The sequence below is a fragment of the Aeromonas sp. QDB25 genome (assembly GCF_027707725.1).
In the GTDB taxonomy this organism is placed as follows: domain Bacteria; phylum Pseudomonadota; class Gammaproteobacteria; order Enterobacterales; family Aeromonadaceae; genus Aeromonas; species Aeromonas caviae.
In genome coordinates this window covers 1-18,841 of record NZ_JAPCIZ010000014.1, presented here as the reverse complement: position 1 = coordinate 18,841, position 18,841 = coordinate 1, and the positions used below count along the sequence as shown (strand labels likewise).

The following is an 18,841-nucleotide window of genomic DNA, read 5'->3' as shown; positions in this document are numbered from 1 at the left end:
TATTGCCCGATGCGTCCTGGCGCTTACCAGCGCTCGCCCAGCAGGTTGGGCTGGATACCCTTGAACAGCTTGTGATTGTCATGGGGGGCCTTGACCCCGGCCTCGAACTCGGACCGGAAATACTTCATCGCACTGCCAAGGGGCTCGACGGCGCCGGGGGCATGGGCACAGAAGGTCTTGCCCGGGCCCAGGAAACTGACGAGCTGTTCCAGGGTCGCGAGATCCTCGGGTTGGCCCTCGCCCCGCTCCAGCGCCCGCAGGATCTTGACGCTCCAGGGCAGGCCGTCGCGGCAGGGGGTGCACCAGCCGCAGGATTCGCGGGCAAAGAACTCCTCCATGTTGCGCAGCAGGGAAACCATGTTGATGCTGTCATCCACCGCCATGGCAAGGCCCGTACCCATGCGGGTGCCCACCTTGCCGATGCCGCCAGCGTACATCTGGGCATCCAGGTGCTCGGGCAGCAGGAAGCCGGTGCCGGCACCGCCTGGTTGCCAGGTTTTCAGGCGATAGCCGGGCTTCATGCCGCCTGCGCACTCCTCGAACAGCTCGCGGGCGGTGATGCCAAAGGGCAGCTCCCACAGGCCGGGATTGTTGACCTTGCCGGAAAAGCCCATCAGCTTGGTGCCGTGATCTTCCGAACCCGGCAGTGCCAGCCCCTGATACCAGGCCACACCGTTGCCGATGATGGCGGGGACGTTGCACAGGGTTTCGACGTTGTTGACGCAGGTCGGCTTGCCCCAGACGCCGGAGACGGCGGGGAAGGGGGGTTTGGCCCGCGGGTTGGCGCGCCGTCCTTCCAGGGAGTTGATGAGGGCCGTCTCTTCGCCGCAGATGTAGCGACCTGCGCCGGTGTGGACGAACAGCTCGAAGTCAAAGCCCGAGCCCAGGATGTTCTTGCCAAGGAACCCCGCGGCCTTGGCCTCTTCCACGGCGCGGCGCAGGTGGATGGCGGCATCCACGTACTCGCCGCGCAGGAAGATGTAGCCGCGATAGGCCTTGAGAGCCCGGGCACTGATGATCATCCCCTCGATCAGCAGGTGGGGCAGCTGCTCCATCAGCATGCGGTCTTTGTAGGTATTGGGTTCCATCTCGTCGGCGTTGCAGAGCAGGTAACGGATGTTCATGCTCTCGTCTTTGGGCATCAGGCCCCACTTCACGCCGGTGGAGAAACCGGCGCCGCCGCGTCCCTTGAGGCCGGCATCCTTGACGGTGCTGACGATGTCATCCGGGCTCATCTGGCCAAGGGCCTTGCGGGCGGCCTCATAGCCCTGTTTTGCCTGATACTCCTCGAGCCAGACCGGCTGGCCGTCGTCCCGCAGGCGCCAGGTGAGAGGGTGGGTCTCGGCGGTGCGGGGGATGCGGTTGGCGGTGCCGAGGGAGGCAAGCGTCTTGCCTGGCTGAATGCTCATGGGTAAGCCTCCAGGGTTTTCAGCAGGCTGACGGCATCGAGTCCGCCATAGGTATCGTCATCGATCATGATGGCCGGCCCCTTGTCGCAGTTGCCGAGGCAGCAGACGGGCAACAGGGTGAAGCGGCCATCCGGGGAGGTCTGACCGGGGGCCAGATTGACGACCTCTTTCAGACCGGCAAGCAACTGCTCGTGGCCGTTGATGTAGCAGACCATGCTGTCGCAGACGCGGATGATGTGACGACCCACCGGCTGGCGGAAGATCTGGCTGTAGAAGGTGGCGACCCCTTCCACGTCGCTGGCGGGGATGCCGAGCTCGGCGCCGATGGCGTGAATGGCGCCGTCAGGTACCCAGCCACGGGCCTGTTGCACTATCTTGAGCGCTTCGATGCTGGCGGCACGGGGATCTTCGTAGTGGTGTTTCTCGTGTTCGATGGCATCGCGCTCAGCCTGGCTCAGGACGAAATCTCCCTGCTGGCTGCTGCATGCCCCTTGCCCTTGTGGGGTCTGGTTATTGTGACACTGACATTGGCTCATGACTTGACCTTTTGTGGCTTGTCCCTTTACTGCGCGTCTTGCCCTTCGCCCCGGCTGCCGGGGCGAGAGGACTCAACGATCCACATCTGACATAACGAAATCGATACTGCCCAGGTAGACGATAAGATCCGACACCATCTGGCCGCGGATCACCGAGGGGATCTGCTGCAGGTGAGCAAAGCTCGGGGTGCGGATCCGGGTCCGGTAGCTCATGGTGGATCCGTCGCTGGTCAGGTAATAGCTATTGACCCCCTTGGTCGCCTCTATCATCTGGAAGGACTCGGCGGCCGGCATGACAGGCCCCCAGGAGACTTGCAGGAAGTGGGTGATCAGGGTTTCGATGTCCTGCAGGGTGCGCTCTTTGGGCGGTGGCGTGGTGAGCGGGTGATCCGCCTTGAAGGGGCCCTCAGGCATGTTTTTCATGCACTGCTCGATAATGGACAGGCTCTGGCGGATCTCCTCGATGCGCACGGTGGCGCGGTCGTAGGCGTCCCCGTTGCTGCCCACCGGCACCTCGAACTCGAACTGATCGTAACCGGAATAGGGGCGCCATTTGCGCACGTCAAAGTTGAGCCCCGTGGCCCGCAGACCGCCCCCCGTGGTGCCCCAGGCCAGGGCCTGGGCCGTGTTGTAGGCGGCGACACCGATGGTGCGGCCCCGCAGTATGCTGTTGCGCATGGCCGCCTTTTCATACTCCATCAACCGCTTGGGCAGCCAGCTCAACAGGTTGTCCTGGATGAGGCGGGCCCAGCCGGCAGGCAGATCGTGGGCCACGCCGCCGATACGGAACCAGGCCGGGTGCATGCGGGCTCCGGTGATGGCCTCGATGATGGTGTAGATCTTCTGGCGGTCCGTGAAGGTGAAGAAGACCGGGGTCATGGCCCCCACGTCCTGAATGTAGGTGCCAAGGAACAGCAGGTGGCTCTGGATGCGGAACAGCTCCGCCATCATCACCCGGATCATGTCGACCCGCGCCGGCACTTTGATGCCGGCCAGCTTCTCGACCGCCAGCACATAGGGCAGGTTGTTCATCACGCCGCCCAGGTATTCGACCCGGTCGGTGTAGGGGATGTAGCTGTGCCAGGACTGGCGCTCGCCCATCTTCTCGGCGCCGCGGTGGTGATAGCCGATGTCGGGCACGCAGTCGCGGATCTCTTCCCCGTCGAGTTGCAGCACCAGGCGGAAGGCGCCGTGGGCGGAGGGGTGGTTCGGCCCGAGGTTCAGGAACATGTAGTCCTCGTTCTCGTTGCCGCGGGCCATGCCCCACTCTTCCGGCTTGAACAGCAGGTTGTCCTGCTCCTGATCCTGCTTGACCGCATCGAGCATGAAGGGATCAAACTCGGTGGCGCGCGCCGGGTAGTCCTTGCGCAGGGGGTGCCCTTGCCAGCTCTTGGGCATCATGATGCGGGTCAGATGGGGGTGGCCATCGAAGGTGATCCCCATCAGATCCCACACTTCCCGCTCGTACCAGTTGGCGTTGGGGAAGTGGCGGCTGACGGTGGGCAGATGGAGATCGCTCTCCTTGAGCGCCACTTTCAGCATCACGTCGGCGTTACGGTCGATGGAGATGAGGTGATAGAAGACGGTAAAGTCGCTCTCCGGCAGGCCGTGGCGATGGCTGCGCATCCGTTCGTCGGTGGCGCTGAGATCGAACAGCATCACGAAGGGGGAGGGCAGCTTTTGCAAGAAGCCCATCACGTCCAGCAGCAGATCCCGGGAGAGCCAGATGACCGGCACGCCGGTACGGGTGCTCTGCACGGTGAAGCGCTCGGCACCGAAGTGGGCGAACAGCTCGCCGACCACCTGGGCATCGGAGTGATCGGCGGTTTGCCACTGGGCCATGGTGTAATTGCTTGGGAATTCTCGAGTCAGTTTCATGATCAGATCTCATCCGGCGTGCGCAGGTTGGTCACGTTGATCCGCTCGCCGCGCTTGCGTTCCTTCTCGGATTGCATCTGGGGACGGTAGATCCCCTGATCCCCCACCACCCAGGAGAGGGGGCGGCGTTCCTTGCCGATGGACTCCTGCAGCAGCATCAGGGCTTGCAGGAAGGCCTCGGGGCGGGGCGGGCAGCCCGGAATGTAGACATCGACCGGCAGGAACTTGTCCACCCCCTGTACCACGGAGTAGATGTCATACATGCCGCCGGAGTTGGCACAGGCCCCCATGGAGATGACCCACTTGGGCTCGAGCAACTGCTCATAGAGCCGCTGGATGACAGGGGCCATCTTGATGAAGGGGGTGCCAGCAATCACCATGAAGTCGGCCTGACGGGGGGAGGCTCGTATGACCTCAGCGCCGAAGCGAGCCACGTCGTGGGGAGAGGTGAAGGCGGTACACATCTCCACGTAGCAGCAGGAGATGCCGAAGTTGTAGGGCCAGAGGGAGTTCTTGCGGCCCCAGTTGACGGTGTCTTGCAGCACCTCTTCGAGGCGCCCGATCATGATGCCGCGGGTCGCTTGCTGCGCCAGTGGATCATCGACGGTCTGGCGCTGTTCCTGGGGGTAGCGCTCAACGGGCGCATCCGGGTCAATCCGGGTCAGGGTGTACTTCATGGTGCAACCTCAAAGAGATAATCGGTAGTTCAGTCTGGTTTCTTGTCAGTCAGGACACGCTTTTTCGGGGCCCAGTCGAGGGCACCAATGCGCCACAGGTAGAGGAGGCCTACCAGCAGCAGGGTGATGAAGATGGTGGCTTCGATGAAGCCGACCCAGCCGCTCTCCCGAACGGAGACGGACCAGGCAAAGAGATAGAGGGCTTCGACATCGAAGATGACGAAGAACATGGCGACCAGGTAGAACTTGGCGGAGAAGCGCAGGCGGGCGTTGCCGACGGAATCCACCCCGGATTCGAAGGGTTTGTTCTTGGCACGGCCATAGGCGCGTCCCCCCAGCAAGGCCGCCAGGCCTATCATGGTCAAGCAGATACAGATGGCGCCAATGACATAGGCAGCAAAAGCCCAGTGCTGGACGGCAATATCAGCAAACATATAGGTTTTTCCCTAACCAAATTAATCATGTGACTTAACAATGATGTTACGTAGTATGCCACTTTCGTACTGATTTACATGTCATTTCAAAGGATTAATTATTAATCAACGGGATGAAAATTGTGTTTTGCTAGCGGGGTCAACTTTCTCGTTTGAGAATTGTTTTCAATCGTTTTTATGTAGCAGAAAAAAACCGGATAGTTTGAAAATCCGGGGGATGGCAGGAAACAAAAGACCCCGCATGGCGGGGTCTGTTTCAGGGTTGGAGAACGGGGAGGCTCTGCTCTGCCGCCTTGCCCTGGGAGAGCACGATCTCCACCCGGCGGTTGGCCTGGCGGTGAGCCGGGGTATCGTTTGGATAACGGGGTTGGGTATCCGCCACCCCCTGGGCGATCAGCCGTCGTGAATCCAGCTTGGGGTTGGTCAGCAGGGTGTGGGTGATGGTGGCCGCCCGCAGCACCGACAGCTCCCAGTTGTTGCGATAGAGCTCCACCGGCGCCTGGGAGTTGTCGGTGTGACCGGTGACCACCACCATGCCGGGGATGTCCGCCAGCACGTCCGAGACCTTGTTGACCAGCGGAATGAACTGGGGCTGCAAGAAGGCGGAGTCGGCCGGAAACAAGGTCTTTTCGCCGATGCGGATGACCAGTTGGCTGCCAAGCTGCTCCACCTCGATCTCTTTGGACTCGATTTGGCTCTTGAGCTGCTGATCCAGCTTCTGCTTGGTGACTGTGACCCAATCCTGCTCCTTGGTCTTGTGGGGCCAGGACTCCGTGGCCGTAGGTTTCTCCGAGGAGCCGATGGTCTCGTTGAAAGGGTCGGCCGCCGCTGCGGGCGTCTGGGTATCCAGCACCTGCTCTTTCTGGGAGGTATTGGGGGTGGTCTTGGACTCGGGTTCCAGTATGCCTGTGCCCCCCTGCATCACGGGGGAGCCGGCGGGAAGGGAGACCAGCCCTATCTTGCCAAGAGATTCGATAAAGCCCTGAATGAGCACGCGAGTCTCCGACTGCTTGGCCATGGCGAAGGAGTAGAGCACCACGAACAGGGCGAACAGCAGTGTCATGAAGTCGGCGTAGGAGACCAGCCAGCGTTCGTGGTTCTCCGGCGCCTCAGCCTTTTTCTTTTTCGCCACCGTGGCCTCCGAGGTAAGGCTCAAGGGTCACTTGCAGCCGTTGCTGTGACTCGCCGTCCACGATACAGAGGATGCCGGTGAGGGTCATCTCTTTGTAGTGGCGGATCTGGTGGGCAAACGACTTGTAGCGGTTGCCGAAGGGAAGGAAGATGAGGTTGGCGGCCGACACCCCGTAGATGGTGGCGATAAATGCCACCGCGATGGCGCCCCCCAGCTTGTCGGGGGCATCCAGCAGGCCCATGGCGTGAATGAGGCCAAATACGGCCCCGACGATCCCCATGGTCGGGCAGTAGCCCCCCATGGCCTCGTAGAATTTGACGGTCTGTTCGATATCTTCCTGCTCGAACTCGATCTCGTTTTCCAGTACCTCGTGGATTTTGGTCTTCTCGTAGCCATCGACCATCATCTGTACCCCTTTTTGCAGGAAGGGATCCTTGATGTCGTCGATCATGCCCTCCAGTGCCAGCATGCCGCTGCGCCGTGCATTGCCCGCCAGGGTTTCAAGCAGTTGGGCCTGCTCCAGCATGTCGAGGCGCAGGGGAGTAATGAGCCACTTGAAGCGTTTGAGGGTTTTACCAACCACGGAGAAGGGAAACTGGGTCAGTGCGGCACCGACGGTACCGCCGATCACGATGAGAAAGGCGGGCAGATCGAGCAGGGCGCTGGGGTGCCCCCCTTCTATCATGTTGCCACCCAGAATGGCTGCCAGGGCCAGCAGCAAGCCAATAAGACTCATTTGTCCATATCCCTATGCGATGTGTGAGGCTAGTGTAGCCATTTAACTATCAGTTTTTCAAAACGATATCCAATCGGTGAGCAATATCCGAGAGGTTGCGCAGACCCGGTAGTGTCCGGTGGCATCGGCCTGTGCCGCTTGGTCAGCAGAGCAGGTTGACGGTGCCGACCTGGCAGGACGAGGCGGTTATCCAGGTGATATCACAATATACTGTGCTATCTGTGAGAGTATGTTGGTTATTTATATCGCCACTTTCTCTTATATTGGCGTAATGCGCTGCCAACGAGAGAGGGCTGGCTGCCCTCGGGGCATATCCCCTGTCGGCAGAGAGCAGAGAGGCGGAAGGGATGGGATTGGCTGGGCGGCACTCGGCCAGGTATCGCGGCAAGCCGTTTTTTCTGGCCCCGCCAATGACGGGTTTCTCCTGCCAGGGGGTTGGCAGACACCTTGAAGAAAAAACCGACCCTGAGGTCGGTTCTTCAATCTGTACGCTGGGTCGGGATTGACTCGCGCCATCCCTGGCGCTCGACCTGCGGGCGGCCTCTGGCCGTCCAGTCGGGCTATCCTGCCCGCCTGTCGACAGGGTTCGAACCGAGCCGCCCATCATCGGATAAAGTAAAAGGCCCCGTCTTGCGACGGGGCCTTTTACTTTATTTGGCGGTGAGGGAGGAATGATTCACCACTGCGTGGCACACCCCTTCGGGGCGGCCTGCGGTCGTTCATCGCAGCAAGCTGCTCTGCTCGAACCCGACGAGGCTTCTCACCTTCTCTCCATCGGCATCGGATGTTGCCATGTCACCAGATGCAAAAAACCGACCCTTAGGTCGGTTTTTACAATTTGGCGGTGAGGGAGGGATTCGAACCCTCGATACGTTGCCGTATACACACTTTCCAGGCGTGCTCCTTCAGCCACTCGGACACCTCACCAAATTTTTACTGCTTGAAGTGGCTTTCGGAGCACGCTGCGCGTGCATCTTGCCGACTTCGTCGGTGGGCAGCCTCTCGGATACCGCACCAAATTTTTGTCTGTGGTTTAACGTGTTCAGCCAACACGGTGTCCGCTGCGCCGTTGCGCTGGAACGGGGCGTAATTTAGGGGAAAGGGCTGCCTGGGTCAACCACTTTTCCCCTTATTTTTCATAATCTTTATCGAGTGCCTATCCCTTGAACAGAATGCCGATTTTTTAATCCCGTTCAAGGCTTGTCGAGAATGATCAGGCTGTCAGGCAGCTCGTTCTGATCCCGGGTTGCGGGGAAGGCGTCGGTCAGAATGGCGCTGGTGCGCTCCACGCACTCCAGAAACCCCTGCTCGACCTCCTTGTTGCGTACCCGAACCACGAAGTCGTCGATGATCTGCTGCCACTGGGTGTTGTCGATGTGCTGGGCGATCCCGTCGTCTACCAGGATCTCCACATAGTGCTCCGCCACCGAGACGAAGATGAGCACACCGAGCCGGTCCCGGGTGCGGTGAAGTCCCTGCTCGACAAACTGCAGGCGGGCCATCAGGGCGGCCCGGTGACGGCGTACCTTGTTGGGAATGAGCCGCATCTTGATGGGCGTCCAGTGGAACAGCAGGCTCAGTAGCAACCAGACCGACCACTGCACCAGCAGGATCTCGTACCAGCCAAGCCAGAAGCCGAGCTGGAAGACCAGCAGGGGGGTGAGCATGGCCAGCAGGGCGGCCCACAGGGTCGGGATATAGCGATAGCCATCGCTGGCCGGGGCCAGCACGGTGACCAGTTCGGCATCCGTGGCCTGCTCGGCCTGTCGAACCCTGGCCTGCAAGGTGTGGAAAAACTGTTTAGAAATCATCTTGTTGTCTCTTTTTCCCTGATTACCAACCGCCAGATGCACCGCCGCCGCCAAAGCTGCCGCCGCCACCACTGAAACCGCCACCACCACCGCCAGTGCGGCCGCCAAAGGAGCCGGCACCGAATCCACCGGCCATGTAGGCGGCCCGGCGACGTCCTCCCGGCCCACCGCCGCCGCTGCGCAGGTTGTGCAGCACGATCATCGCAATCACCACCAGGATGAAGAGCCAGGGACCTCCCTGCTTGTCGGCCTTGCTGGCGTGGTCCACGGGCTGATACTCCCCGGCCAGGGCCTGCATGATGCCCTGGCTGCCGGCGAGGATGCCGGCCACCATGTCACCGCGCTTGAAGGCGGGCAGGATCCGGGTCTGGATGATATTGGCGGCGATGGCGTCGGGCAGGGCACCTTCCAGGCCATAACCCACCTCGATGCGCACCTTGCGCTCGTCCTGGGCGATGATCAGCAGAACGCCGTTGTTCTTGCCTTTTTGGCCGATGCCCCAGTGGCGACCGAGCTGGTAGCCGTACTCTTCGATGGTATCCCCCGCCAGTGTGTCGATGGAGACCACCACCAGCTGGACGCCGCTGCGCTTCTCGAAGACGGCCAGTTGCTGTGCGAGTTGGTGGGCCTGCTTGCGGGACATCAGATTGGCCTCGTCCACCACCCGCCCGGTCAGGGCCGGGAAATCGGGGGCGGCATGCAGTGCCGTGGCACAGAGCAGCAGACAGAGCGCCAGCCAGCGTCTCATCACGTTCATTGGAAGCTGACCTTGGGCGCCTCATCGGCACCGGGCTTGGCGCTGAAGGTGGGTTTGGCTTCCAGATCGGAGTAAAGCAGCTTGGACCAGATGACCCCGGGGAAGGTACGGATCTCGGTATTGAACTGGCGTACTGCTTCGATGTAATCCCGTCTGGCCACCGCGATGCGATTCTCGGTGCCTTCCAGCTGGGCCTGCAGGGTCAGGAACTGCTGGTCGGCCTTCAGATCCGGGTAGCGCTCGACCACTACCATCAGCCGGGAGAGGGCGCTGGAGAGCTGCTCCTGAGCCGCCTCGAACGCCTTGAGCTGGGAGGGGTCACTCACCTGCACGCTGCCGACTCGGGCACGGGCATCGGTGACAGCCTTGAGGGTCTCCTGCTCGTGGCTGGCGTACCCCTTGACGGTGGCCACCAGGTTGGGAATGAGATCGGCCCTGCGCTGGTATTGGTTCTCGACCTGTCCCCAGCTCGCCTTGACCTGCTCATCCAGGGTCGGAATGGTGTTCATGCCGCAGCCGGTCAAACCCAGCAGCAGGGTCAGGGTCAGCAGGGCACGGGTACCACGCTGCCAGAGTGAAGTGGCCATCTTGTTGTTCTCCATTGATATTTCTCTCGGAAATAGGTTCACCATAACAGCTTGTGGTCAGCCCTCACAACGCCTGGGTAAGAGGGGGGCGCGGTAGCTCATCGACACCTTGGGCAACTGGGGTTTGTCCTTGAGCCAGGAGGCCAGCTCCTCCCCACAGCCATTGCCGGGGGGAATGGGAGCCTGGGACTGGCAGTCCGGACTGTTTGCCGGGCAGCGCAGGCGCACGTGAAAGTGGCTGAAGTGGCCGACCCAGGGGCGCAGCTTGCCGACCCAGGCTTCACCGGGTGCCTGTTTGCACACCTCGGCCTTGATGACGGGGTTGACGAAGATACGCGCCACCTCGGGGCGATCAGCCGCAAGGCGCAGCAGATTGAGCTGCCTGGGACCGAATCGGCCGGGTAGCATCCGGTAGCTGGGTTCGTCGATCAGCGCCCACTCCCTGGGGGCATCCTGCTCCCAGCGGCTGATGGGTCTGTCAGCCATCCTGAACCAGATGTCGGCATCCAGGCCGGTCTGGTGGCTGCGATGACCTGAGGTAAAGGGCCCCCCGTGCATCATGGCGAGGTCGGCGATATAGAGATCCGGCATGCCGGCCAGTCTGGTCTGGTTGGCCAGATGCTGCAGGTAATGGATGAGGTCGGGGTGACCGTAATAGCGAAGCCGTTTGGTGCGGATCACCTGATAACCTGGGCCTTCGAGGGGCAGGGCCACGGCATTTTTCAGGCAGCCGGCGGAGTAGCCGCCGATGGCCTCGGCATAGAGTGTGCTCGCGGACAAGAGCAGGGCGATGGCGAACATGGGACTCCCGGGATGGCGCCCAGTGCGGGCTCAGACAGCCCCAAGCATACCAAGAGTGGCGGCTGGCCGTCATCCGTGTCGCGGTGGCGGTTGCATCGCGGCGCGTCGCTCGCGCACAATGCGCGGCAACGCAGCGACGGCAAGGCCGTTCGCATCACAGAAGGAGAAGAGAAGATGAGAGTCAGTGAGCTGGCAGCGCAAGAGAACGTGAGCTGGCTGATGCCCCCGGCCCGGCGGTTTTACGGGGTGATGATCTGCCTGTTGCTGGCGAGTCTCGCCACTGTGGTGGCCGCCCTCTGGCTGGGATATCCCGACATGGGCCTGCTGCCCTGGGTCGGGGTGGTCTTTGGCGGTATCGTGCTGGTGATGATGGTGTTGCCGCGCAACTGGCAGCGCTGGCGTCTGGCGGAGCTTGCCTGGGATGAACGCCATCTCTATCTGCTCAATGGCGGCGAAGACCGGGCCTTGGCGCTGCCCAGGGCCGTGCTGGTGGGCATGGAGCGGGATCGCAAGGTGGGACACGATGGCCAGTGGCTCGATTTCAGCCTGGATCTCGGGCTGGATGAGGTGACCCTGGCGACGGCCACCAGCCTGCTCGGGTTGTCCCGGGAAGGGACTCACGAAGTGGCCCCCGGGGTCTATCGATTCGGGTTCAAACGTGCCTGGCATGGGCGTCGTGCCCTCGGCACATTGCTGGCCGAGCTGCACCCGATCTGACTATTTTCTCGACAATTCATCCCAATGCTCAGATACTGCCTCTGATTCGATTTGATCTTTCCTGCTCTGATAACCCAAGAGATCAAGGACTTGGGATACGAAGCTGGAAGTGCCATGGCATGATGCCGTGGCTGGTCCGGCAGGGGGGTTGTGCCCTTACTCCCAGGTCGGTGGATGCATAGATAAGGCACCTTGAATCGAGAGTGGATGGCATGAAGATTTACGTAGGTAATCTGTCGTACCGGATGACGGCCGACGAACTGACAACCGTGTTCAGCCAATTTGGGCAGGTAGACAAGGTCGATATCATCATCGACCGCGATACCGGTCAGTCCAAGGGGTTTGGTTTCATTGAAATGCCGGTCAATGGTGAGGCCGAGAAGGCCATCGCCGAGTTGCACGGCACCGAGGTCGGCGGCCGCACCATCACGGTCAATCAGGCCAAACCGAAGACGGATGCACCCCGTGGTCGCCCCCAGCGCCATCGTTGAATCGTCTCGATAACGGAAAACGGCATGGAATCCTCCATGCCGTTTTTGTTTTCAGGGTCTGGTGCAGACTCAGGGAACGTCATAACCCAGAGCGGCCTTGCGGATGCGGAACCACTGCTGGCGAGTGAGCTCAATGGACTCGGCTGCCACGGCGGCGGCGATCCGCTCCCGTTTGCCGGAGCCGATGAGGGGCAGCGGCTGACTCGGTAGCATCATCACCCAGGCGTAGACCACCTGCTCCAGACAGTCGGCGCCCACCTCCTGGCGGATCTGCTCGAGTTCCGCCCGCAGCGGGGCATATTCGGGGGCATGGAACAGCCGCCCGCCGCCAAGGCAGGACCAGGCCATGGGCTTGATGCGCTGTTGCTGGCATTGATCCAGGGCACCATCCAGCGTCCCCTCCTGATGGAGCGGGGAGATCTCCAGCTGGTTGGTGACCAGGGGGAAGGGCAGGCGGGATTGCAGCAGGGCGAACTGGTGGGGCGTGAAGTTGGAGACCCCGGCGTGCTTGATCTTGCCTGCCTGCTTGAGGGTGATGAAGGCGTCGGCCACCTCGTCGGCGTTCATCAGGGGGTCGGGGCGATGGATCAGCAACAGATCCAGATGATCGGTGCCGAGCTTTTGCAAGGAGGCTTCGGCACTGGCGACGATGTGTCCCTTGCCGGTGTTGTAGTGATTCAGGGCGTGGGCCGGATTGGCGGTGAGGGCGATGCCGCACTTGCTGACGATCTCCATGCGATCGCGCAGGGAGGGCTCCAGGCGCAGGGCATGGCCGAAGGCCTCCTCGCATTGGTAGCCACCGTAGATGTCGGCGTGATCGATGGTGGTGACCCCGAGATCAAGGTGATATTTCATCAGGTCCAGCAGGGCGGCGGGGGAGAGCTGCCACTCCATCAGGCGCCAGTAGCCCATGATGAGGCGGGAGAAGGTGGGGCCTTGCTCATGCAGGGCCAGACGGGATACGGACATGGTGACTCCTCTGGAGATAAAAATGCGAAAAGAAAGGGGCAAAATCATGTGCCAGCATCTTGGTCTCATCCGGCGGACAAGGCAATAATGCCCCCTTCGCGAATTCGAACTATGGTTCTGACTCCGACGGGTCAAGATCCCGGTGTCAGTGAGAGGAGAAGGGGTGATGGAAGGATTTGCCGCCAGGCTGCAAAGCCTTATTGGGGAGGGGAGCGTGAGCGCCTTTGCCCGCAAGGTGGGGTTGAGTGAAGCCCTGATCCGCAAGTATCTGAAAGGGGCCGAGCCCGGCCTTGGCAAGGCGAACCAGATTGCCATGGCGGCCAACTGCTCGCTGGAGTGGCTCGCCACCGGTTGCGGGTATCTCTATCGTCAGGCCGAGGTGGTGGACAGGGACGCGCTGGCGGCGGCGGGGTCGCTGGTGCAGGAGACCCGTCCGGGAAAACCCATGCCGGATGAGGAGCAACTGGTGACCCTGCTCGCCTATTACCAGTTCCTGCGCAGCCACAAGCAGGCGGACGGTTTTCTGGACCTGGCCCGGGCGCGGGAGTTTGGGCGCCATCTGGCCGAGGCCTGAGCCTGACGGGGGCTCCCGGCAGTCCGCCATTCTTCTGATACCCTCTAAGCAGTGATCAAATCCAAGGACACGCAGATGAGCTATCTGATCCTGGGCAGTGGCGGGTTGGGCAGTGCGCTGGCACGGGCGCTGGCCAGACGGGGAGAAGAGTGGTTGCTGGCGGGCAGGCAACTGCCCAGGGGACTGGATCCCGCCTGCTACTTTCCGCTGCAGGAGGTGGACTCGCTCTCCTTTGAAGCCCTCTTCACCCTCTATGACAGCACCACCCTGCCGACAGTGGTGATCAACACCATAGGCCTGCTCCATGATCTTGCCCACATGCCGGAGCGGCGGGTGGAGGAGGTGACCCCCCAATGGCTCGAAGAGAGTCTGCTGGCCAATGCCTGGCCCCACCTGGCCCTTGGTGCCAACCTCAGCCGGCGCATGATGCCCCAGAGCACGCTCTGGCTCTGCACCCTCTCGGATCGGGCGGGAAGCCTGGAGGAGGGGGGCCAGGAGGCCATGTGCCATTACAGCTACCGCATGAGCAAGGCCGCCCTCAACATGGGCTCCCGGATCCTGGCGGGTGAGTGGGCTGGACGTTTTCCCGGCGCCGGTGTCATCACCGTGCATCCCGGCCTCATGAATACCCCCATGCAGCAACCTTTTCTTCAGGAGATGGATCCCACCTTGCTGCAGGACCCCGCCGAGGTCGCCGTCCGCCTGCTGGATCTGATGGCCACACTGACGCCCGCGCACTCGGGCCGTTTCGTGGATCTGCAGGGTCAGTCGCTGCCCTGGTGAGCCGCCGGGCTCACATTCCCGCTTGCCGTTTCTTGCCAGCCGGGTGTCGGCTGGTTAATGTCATCGTCCTGCATCAGGAGGATGACATGCGCTATATCGATTTACGAAGTGATACCGTGACCCAACCCACGGAAGCCATGCGCCAGAGCATGCTGCATGCCGAGGTGGGAGACGATGTCTATGGGGAAGATCCCAGCATCAATGCGCTGGAGCGCCGCGGCGCCGAACTGCTGGGCAAGGAGGCGGCTCTGTTCGTGCCCTCCGGCACCATGTCCAACCTGCTGGCCATGATGAGTCACTGCCAGCGTGGGGAAGGGGCCGTGCTGGGGGCGGCCTCCCACATCTATCGCTACGAGGCCCAGGGCTCTGCCGTGCTGGGCTCGGTGGCCCTGCAATCCGTCCCCATGCAAGCGGACGGCACCCTGGCCATCGAGGATGTGCGGGGGGCCATCGCTCCCGATGATCCCCATTTCGTCCAGACGCGCCTCGTCTGCCTGGAAAATACCCATAACGGCAAGGTGCTGCCATTGACCTACCTGCGCGCCATGCGCGAATTCGTCGACGAGAAGGGGCTGAAGCTGCATCTGGACGGGGCTCGCCTCTTCAATGCGGTGGTGGCGAGCGGGGAGCCGGTAGCCGCCATCGCGGCGCCTTTTGACAGCATCTCTGTCTGCCTCTCCAAGGGACTGGGGGCGCCGGTGGGTTCCCTGCTGGTGGGATCGGCTGCGTTCATCGCCCGCGCCAGACGGCTGCGCAAGATGCTGGGGGGCGGCATGCGCCAGGGAGGGATCCTGGCCCAGGCCGCCCTGTTCGCGCTGGATCAGCACGTTGCCCGGCTGGCGGATGATCATCGCCGCGCCAGGCGTCTGGCAGAGGGGCTGGCCGCCTTGCCAGGCATCGCACTCAACTTGGGGGAGGTGCAGACCAACATGGTATTCCTGCGCCTGACCCAGGGAGATCCCGCCACCTTGCTGGGTTTCATGAAGGAGCGCGGTATTCTCTTCTCCGGCTACGGGGAACTCAGGCTGGTGACCCACCTGCAGATCACCGACGATGACATCGACGAGGTGATCGACGCCTTCACCGAGTACCTGAGTGGCTGACGCCATTCCCCATCGCAACAACAAGGGCGCCATCGGGCGCCCTTGTTGTCATGGCAGGGTCGGTCATCCCTGGCGCTGGCCGGTGATCAGCATGGCCTCGTCGGTGGCGTCATAGATCATGATGGCCAGGTGGGTGACCTCTCCGGCGAAGTCGGCCAGCGGCACCAGGGTCAGGTTCTGGTACATGTAGGGGGCCGATCCCGTGATGGGGCGGTAGTTGGAGAAGCGCAACAGGTAGGGGCGCTGCTCCCAGGTGCTGAAGGCACGGTTGTTGAGCTTGAACACCATGTTGGCCTTGCGCTCGAACCACGCCTTGTCCACATCGGGGAAGAGCGAGAACAGCCCTTGATCGCGCACTTCGCCTGCCAGCCGGCCGCTGTGACTCTCCATGAAGCCGTTCCACACCTGGATCCGGTACTCCCTGTCGAGCACGACCAGCCCCACGTCCAGATTCTGGACGATGTTCATCAGCCAATGAAATTCCCGAATGTCCATGGTCACTCCTGGTGGTTGCTGCCGCGGGGCGGTCAGAGCATGTGCATGATCTTGTTGTTCATGGTGGCGATGGAATCTTCGGTAAACAGCAGCAAGAGATCGCACTGCACCGCATAGCCCTGCACCCGATAGTTGATCTCGATGGCCAGAGTGCGGCGCCAGCGGCTCTGGTTGGTCCGAATGAGATCCTGAATGGGCCTGTGCTGGCCCAGCACCACGGGGTGACCCTGGCTAAAAGGGGTGTCGAGCTGGTTGGCGTAGCCGCGCAGGAAGGCACCGATCAGCACGTTGGCGGTGTCCATCAGCAGTTCCAGTTCGGCGCCGTGATCCAGCTCCCCCTGATGGTTCATCAGGCGGGCCAGGTCCTGGAAGCTGGCATCGTGGAACAGCAGCAGGGCCTCCCCGGCGATCCCGGCCCCGATGAAGCCCTGACAGACCGCAGAGAGCGTCTCCGACTCGGCGGCGGCCGAGAGCGCCATGTGCAGCTCGGAGACCTCCAGCACGTTGACGTTGGGGATGGGGAGCAGCACGAAGGCGCCGAGCAGGCGGGCCAGCAGATCCGCCCCCTGGCCCATGGCGACGTTGGCCAGCTCCTGATAGACATCCCGCAGCTCGGGGGTGAACTGGATGCTGCTCTGGGCAGCCTGGTGGCTGGCGACGGGCTGGGGCTGGATGGCCGTCACCTGGGTGGCCGATTGCCACAGTCCGTGGCGCTTGAGCAAGGCAAGGAGGGTGTCCGGGGAGGCCGGCTTCTTGATGAAATCGAGGGCGCCAAGGGCCATGACACGCTCATGGGCTTCCGGCTGGATGTCGCCGGAGACCACGATCACCTTGCTGCGCACCCCTTCTCGCTTGAGGGTCTCGAGCACGCCATATCCGTCCATCTCCGGCATGGTGAGATCGAGAAAGATCAGGTCCCCGTGCCCCATCAGGATCTGCTCGACCCCTTCCAGTCCGTCCGCGGCCTGGTGCAAGGTGACACCCCAATCGGCGGGCAGGGCGCGCACCAGCTGTTTGCGCGCGAACCCGGAGTCATCACATATCAATACATTCATAGTGTTAGCCGACCTGTGCAACGAGGATTGCGCTAAGTGTGGGTCATCAGCCGTCAGATGCAACGGGCAGCGGCTGCGCCGGTGAAAATTGATCGTTCTGCTGACGGGTGCGATAGCGCTCGGAATGTTTCTCGACGAAATCGGCGAACATCTTAACACGCAACGGGGTGAACCGGGGCTGGCAATGGAGCATGTAGAAGGGACGTTTTCCCGACTGCCAGTCCGGCAGGACGGGGACGAGCTGACCATCTTGCAGGAAGGGGTGCACATAGTGCTGCGGGGCGTTGACGATGCCGAGGTGGCGTTGGGCTGCCCGCACGGCGGCCTGGGTCTGGTCGATGCAAAGGCGGGGTGTGCGCTTGATGCAGACCGTCTGTTCGTCCCGCCCGCTCAGTTGCCAGTGCTGGTGGGGCCAGCAGTAGATGAGATCGTGCTCTTCCAGCTGGGTCGGGTGGGAGGGCACACCCATCTTCTCCAGATAGAGGGGGGAGGCGAACAGACCGTACTGGATGTGACCCAGACAGAGGGCGTTGGGCAGGGTCTGGGGAAGCTCGCCGTTGAAAAAGACCAGGTCCCTGTCCTGATCCGCCTGGAGGGCATGGTCGTTGGACTGGCGGATGTCGAATTGTACCCCGGGATAGCGCAGGCCGAAGTCCACCAGCATGTCGACCAGGATGGTGTTGGAGAGGGCGATGGGGGCCGCGAGGCGGATGAGGCCGCTGATGTCCGTCTCCTCACCCCGAATTTCGCCGGTGGCCTGCTCTATCTCTGCCAGGGGGGTACAGAGGCGCTCGTAATAGCGCAGCCCTTCGTCCGTGAGACGCAGCTTGCGGGTGGATCTGTGCAGCAGGCTGCATCCGAGCTGCTCTTCCAGTTGGGAGATACGTCGACTGATGGTGCCGGTCGGCATGCCCAGCGCAGCGGCGGCGTGGGAGAAACCGCCCTCTTGCACCACCTTGACGAACAGATAGAACTCTTCGATGTACTTCATAGCGGTTTTAGGGGGTGTTCTGGCTGTAACAAGCCAGTGACCTTATGAAGAGTCACCGGGCTTGGCAAGCGCAATCCGGCGTTTAATTGATCTGGATTAGATTCGACTCGCGCTGGTATTGCTGGAGCAGATGGACGAAATCTTCCGGGGATCTGTCCAGGCTGTTGTCGGGCACCAGCAGATCGTACCCCAGCAGGTCACGCAGCCGTGCCATCCGGTTGCCGAGCATGGCGATCACCCCCTCATAGCGCTGGCCGGCGGGTGAGCAGAAGCGGCTCTCCTCCAGCAGTCCCTCTCCCTGGAGCCCACTGCCGCACCCTCCGGTCGGGCAGTCGGAGCGCTCGCTTCGCATGGCCTGCATCAGCACGGCGCGCTGCTCGGTCAGCAGACGGACGGCGAGCCGGGGTGTGATCAGCGTCAAAAATGCGTCGTAATCCTTTATTTTCAAACCGATGTAGGGCAGCTCCACCAGATCCCACCCCAAATGGATACGTGGTTGGTCAATTCGCTGAATATTTCTCCATTTCAGGATCCAGCCGCCGTACTTGTGATGGTATTGCAGGCAGTCCTGACACAAAGAGAGACTAAAATGAGGCTCACCCAGTTTCCAAACCCCGACAAGAATTGTCATCAGGCCCGCGAGGAGGAGGGAAATGGCGGGGATTAGTAGTTGTTCACGAAGAAAAAAAAGTATAAAAATCATAGCAATGGTTATCACCATGCCCAACAATACCAGTGTGAGTCCATTTCTTCGTACCATGGGGATCACATGTAGCGTTTTCATATGATTTCGGCCTTTTTTCAGGTTCATCGCGGCTTTCCGGGGAAGGCCGCCTTGATTTTCAGAAAAAAGTATTCTGAGTCCCTAAATCCATATGCCATGCGCTTTATCACTTTGATCTTGT

Annotated in this window: 22 protein-coding genes, 1 tRNA gene and 1 other RNA gene; 5 read left to right on the top strand and 19 right to left on the bottom strand. The window is 61.6% G+C overall.

Features of this window, described 5'->3' with window-relative positions:
- Nucleotides 1-23: 23 nt before the first annotated feature.
- The 13 genes from nuoF to mepA form a co-directional block, all read right to left on the bottom strand.
- Nucleotides 24-1,409, bottom strand: a complete 1,386-nt coding sequence (gene nuoF / locus PG883_RS07105) for an NADH-quinone oxidoreductase subunit NuoF (RefSeq protein ID WP_010675031.1) — start codon at nt 1,407-1,409, stop codon at nt 24-26.
- Nucleotides 1,406-1,945, bottom strand: coding sequence for an NADH-quinone oxidoreductase subunit NuoE (gene nuoE, locus PG883_RS07100; protein ID WP_010675030.1), 540 nt, complete (start codon nt 1,943-1,945; stop codon nt 1,406-1,408). The genes nuoF and nuoE overlap by 4 nt, the downstream gene beginning before the upstream one ends.
- A 72-nt stretch (nt 1,946-2,017) precedes the next feature.
- A complete protein-coding gene (nuoC, locus tag PG883_RS07095; protein WP_041201635.1) occupies nt 2,018-3,823 on the bottom strand; it encodes an NADH-quinone oxidoreductase subunit C/D in 1,806 nt (601 codons plus the stop codon).
- A 2-nt stretch (nt 3,824-3,825) separates the two neighbouring features.
- Entirely contained in the window at nt 3,826-4,500 is a 675-nt protein-coding gene (locus PG883_RS07090; RefSeq protein WP_010675028.1) for a NuoB/complex I 20 kDa subunit family protein, read from the bottom strand.
- A gap of 29 nt (nt 4,501-4,529) precedes the next feature.
- Nucleotides 4,530-4,934: an NADH-quinone oxidoreductase subunit A gene (locus PG883_RS07085; protein ID WP_010675027.1), complete on the bottom strand. Its 405-nt coding sequence runs from the start codon at nt 4,932-4,934 to the stop codon at nt 4,530-4,532.
- Nucleotides 4,935-5,190: 256 nt separating this feature from the next.
- Nucleotides 5,191-6,066, bottom strand: coding sequence for a flagellar motor protein MotB (locus tag PG883_RS07080; RefSeq protein WP_010675026.1), 876 nt, complete (start codon nt 6,064-6,066; stop codon nt 5,191-5,193).
- Nucleotides 6,044-6,802 carry a flagellar motor protein gene (locus PG883_RS07075; protein ID WP_029314677.1) on the bottom strand — a complete coding sequence of 253 codons (759 nt, stop codon included), beginning with the start codon at nt 6,800-6,802 and terminating at the stop codon, nt 6,044-6,046. Before PG883_RS07075 ends, PG883_RS07080 begins: the two co-directional genes overlap by 23 nt.
- A 655-nt stretch (nt 6,803-7,457) precedes the next feature.
- Nucleotides 7,458-7,586, bottom strand: a non-coding RNA gene (locus PG883_RS07070) — RtT sRNA.
- A gap of 55 nt (nt 7,587-7,641) precedes the next feature.
- Nucleotides 7,642-7,729 (bottom strand) — tRNA-Ser (locus PG883_RS07065).
- 266 nt (nt 7,730-7,995) lie between these two features.
- Entirely contained in the window at nt 7,996-8,613 is a 618-nt protein-coding gene (locus PG883_RS07060) for a TPM domain-containing protein (protein WP_010675024.1), read from the bottom strand.
- 22 nt (nt 8,614-8,635) lie between these two features.
- On the bottom strand, nt 8,636-9,370 hold the full coding sequence (locus PG883_RS07055) for a TPM domain-containing protein (RefSeq protein ID WP_043154789.1): 735 nt from the start codon (nt 9,368-9,370) through the stop codon (nt 8,636-8,638).
- Entirely contained in the window at nt 9,367-9,972 is a 606-nt protein-coding gene (locus PG883_RS07050) for a LemA family protein (RefSeq protein ID WP_010675022.1), read from the bottom strand. Before PG883_RS07050 ends, PG883_RS07055 begins: the two co-directional genes overlap by 4 nt.
- Nucleotides 9,973-10,014: 42 nt before the next feature.
- Nucleotides 10,015-10,758 (bottom strand): penicillin-insensitive murein endopeptidase, encoded by a 744-nt coding sequence (gene mepA, locus PG883_RS07045; protein WP_010675021.1) that lies wholly within the window; start codon nt 10,756-10,758, stop codon nt 10,015-10,017.
- 174 nt (nt 10,759-10,932) lie between these two features.
- Between mepA and PG883_RS07040 the strand changes: the two genes are divergently transcribed.
- Nucleotides 10,933-11,475 carry a hypothetical protein gene (locus PG883_RS07040; protein WP_010675020.1) on the top strand — a complete coding sequence of 181 codons (543 nt, stop codon included), beginning with the start codon at nt 10,933-10,935 and terminating at the stop codon, nt 11,473-11,475.
- Nucleotides 11,476-11,687: 212 nt separating this feature from the next.
- Nucleotides 11,688-11,966, top strand: a complete 279-nt coding sequence (locus PG883_RS07035; RefSeq protein WP_029314670.1) for an RNA recognition motif domain-containing protein — start codon at nt 11,688-11,690, stop codon at nt 11,964-11,966.
- Nucleotides 11,967-12,035: 69 nt separating this feature from the next.
- Here the strand turns inward: PG883_RS07035 and PG883_RS07030 are convergent, their stop codons facing one another.
- Complete coding sequence (locus tag PG883_RS07030; RefSeq protein WP_010675018.1) at nt 12,036-12,935, bottom strand: aldo/keto reductase; 900 nt, start codon at nt 12,933-12,935, stop codon at nt 12,036-12,038.
- Between the two features lie 166 nt (nt 12,936-13,101).
- Between PG883_RS07030 and PG883_RS07025 the strand changes: the two genes are divergently transcribed.
- From PG883_RS07025 to ltaE, 3 genes are all read left to right on the top strand, one after another.
- The gene (locus PG883_RS07025; protein WP_010675017.1) at nt 13,102-13,509 is read left to right on the top strand and encodes a helix-turn-helix domain-containing protein; all 408 of its coding nucleotides are present in this window, start codon (nt 13,102-13,104) and stop codon (nt 13,507-13,509) included.
- Between the two features lie 75 nt (nt 13,510-13,584).
- Nucleotides 13,585-14,292 (top strand): short-chain dehydrogenase, encoded by a 708-nt coding sequence (locus PG883_RS07020; protein WP_247631728.1) that lies wholly within the window; start codon nt 13,585-13,587, stop codon nt 14,290-14,292.
- Between the two features lie 86 nt (nt 14,293-14,378).
- Nucleotides 14,379-15,395: a low-specificity L-threonine aldolase gene (gene ltaE / locus PG883_RS07015; protein WP_042016636.1), complete on the top strand. Its 1,017-nt coding sequence runs from the start codon at nt 14,379-14,381 to the stop codon at nt 15,393-15,395.
- A gap of 63 nt (nt 15,396-15,458) precedes the next feature.
- On the opposite strand, the gene PG883_RS07010 is transcribed toward ltaE, so the two are convergent.
- The 5 genes from PG883_RS07010 to PG883_RS06990 form a co-directional block, all read right to left on the bottom strand.
- Nucleotides 15,459-15,890, bottom strand: a complete 432-nt coding sequence (locus PG883_RS07010; RefSeq protein ID WP_039038700.1) for a PAS domain-containing protein — start codon at nt 15,888-15,890, stop codon at nt 15,459-15,461.
- Between the two features lie 32 nt (nt 15,891-15,922).
- The gene (locus PG883_RS07005) at nt 15,923-16,945 is read right to left on the bottom strand and encodes a response regulator (protein ID WP_041211557.1); all 1,023 of its coding nucleotides are present in this window, start codon (nt 16,943-16,945) and stop codon (nt 15,923-15,925) included.
- A 46-nt stretch (nt 16,946-16,991) separates the two neighbouring features.
- Entirely contained in the window at nt 16,992-17,936 is a 945-nt protein-coding gene (locus tag PG883_RS07000; RefSeq protein WP_103243009.1) for a LysR family transcriptional regulator, read from the bottom strand.
- An 82-nt stretch (nt 17,937-18,018) separates the two neighbouring features.
- The gene (locus PG883_RS06995) at nt 18,019-18,567 is read right to left on the bottom strand and encodes a DUF2982 domain-containing protein (RefSeq protein WP_247631732.1); all 549 of its coding nucleotides are present in this window, start codon (nt 18,565-18,567) and stop codon (nt 18,019-18,021) included.
- A gap of 176 nt (nt 18,568-18,743) precedes the next feature.
- A partial coding sequence (locus PG883_RS06990) for a transposase (protein ID WP_160171047.1) occupies nt 18,744-18,841 on the bottom strand: 98 nt, incomplete at its 5' end.

What these genes read in the sequence shown, in the direction of transcription:
- PG883_RS07090 (WP_010675028.1), bottom strand. Translation starts at nt 4,500, where the DNA reads ATGAAGTACACCCTGACCCGGATTGACCCGGATGCGCCCGTTGAGCGC.
- PG883_RS07085 (WP_010675027.1), bottom strand. Translation starts at nt 4,934, where the DNA reads ATGTTTGCTGATATTGCCGTCCAGCACTGGGCTTTTGCTGCCTATGTC.
- ltaE (WP_042016636.1), top strand. Translation starts at nt 14,379, where the DNA reads ATGCGCTATATCGATTTACGAAGTGATACCGTGACCCAACCCACGGAA.
- PG883_RS07020 (WP_247631728.1), top strand. Translation starts at nt 13,585, where the DNA reads ATGAGCTATCTGATCCTGGGCAGTGGCGGGTTGGGCAGTGCGCTGGCA.
- nuoE (WP_010675030.1), bottom strand. Translation starts at nt 1,945, where the DNA reads ATGAGCCAATGTCAGTGTCACAATAACCAGACCCCACAAGGGCAAGGG.
- PG883_RS07040 (WP_010675020.1), top strand. Translation starts at nt 10,933, where the DNA reads ATGAGAGTCAGTGAGCTGGCAGCGCAAGAGAACGTGAGCTGGCTGATG.
- PG883_RS07000 (WP_103243009.1), bottom strand. Translation starts at nt 17,936, where the DNA reads ATGAAGTACATCGAAGAGTTCTATCTGTTCGTCAAGGTGGTGCAAGAG.
- PG883_RS07060 (WP_010675024.1), bottom strand. Translation starts at nt 8,613, where the DNA reads ATGATTTCTAAACAGTTTTTCCACACCTTGCAGGCCAGGGTTCGACAG.
- PG883_RS07050 (WP_010675022.1), bottom strand. Translation starts at nt 9,972, where the DNA reads ATGGAGAACAACAAGATGGCCACTTCACTCTGGCAGCGTGGTACCCGT.
- nuoC (WP_041201635.1), bottom strand. Translation starts at nt 3,823, where the DNA reads ATGAAACTGACTCGAGAATTCCCAAGCAATTACACCATGGCCCAGTGG.
- PG883_RS07030 (WP_010675018.1), bottom strand. Translation starts at nt 12,935, where the DNA reads ATGTCCGTATCCCGTCTGGCCCTGCATGAGCAAGGCCCCACCTTCTCC.
- PG883_RS07025 (WP_010675017.1), top strand. Translation starts at nt 13,102, where the DNA reads ATGGAAGGATTTGCCGCCAGGCTGCAAAGCCTTATTGGGGAGGGGAGC.
- nuoF (WP_010675031.1), bottom strand. Translation starts at nt 1,409, where the DNA reads ATGAGCATTCAGCCAGGCAAGACGCTTGCCTCCCTCGGCACCGCCAAC.
- PG883_RS07005 (WP_041211557.1), bottom strand. Translation starts at nt 16,945, where the DNA reads ATGAATGTATTGATATGTGATGACTCCGGGTTCGCGCGCAAACAGCTG.
- mepA (WP_010675021.1), bottom strand. Translation starts at nt 10,758, where the DNA reads ATGTTCGCCATCGCCCTGCTCTTGTCCGCGAGCACACTCTATGCCGAG.
- PG883_RS07075 (WP_029314677.1), bottom strand. Translation starts at nt 6,802, where the DNA reads ATGAGTCTTATTGGCTTGCTGCTGGCCCTGGCAGCCATTCTGGGTGGC.
- PG883_RS07035 (WP_029314670.1), top strand. Translation starts at nt 11,688, where the DNA reads ATGAAGATTTACGTAGGTAATCTGTCGTACCGGATGACGGCCGACGAA.
- PG883_RS06995 (WP_247631732.1), bottom strand. Translation starts at nt 18,567, where the DNA reads ATGACAATTCTTGTCGGGGTTTGGAAACTGGGTGAGCCTCATTTTAGT.
- PG883_RS07055 (WP_043154789.1), bottom strand. Translation starts at nt 9,370, where the DNA reads ATGAACGTGATGAGACGCTGGCTGGCGCTCTGTCTGCTGCTCTGTGCC.
- PG883_RS07010 (WP_039038700.1), bottom strand. Translation starts at nt 15,890, where the DNA reads ATGGACATTCGGGAATTTCATTGGCTGATGAACATCGTCCAGAATCTG.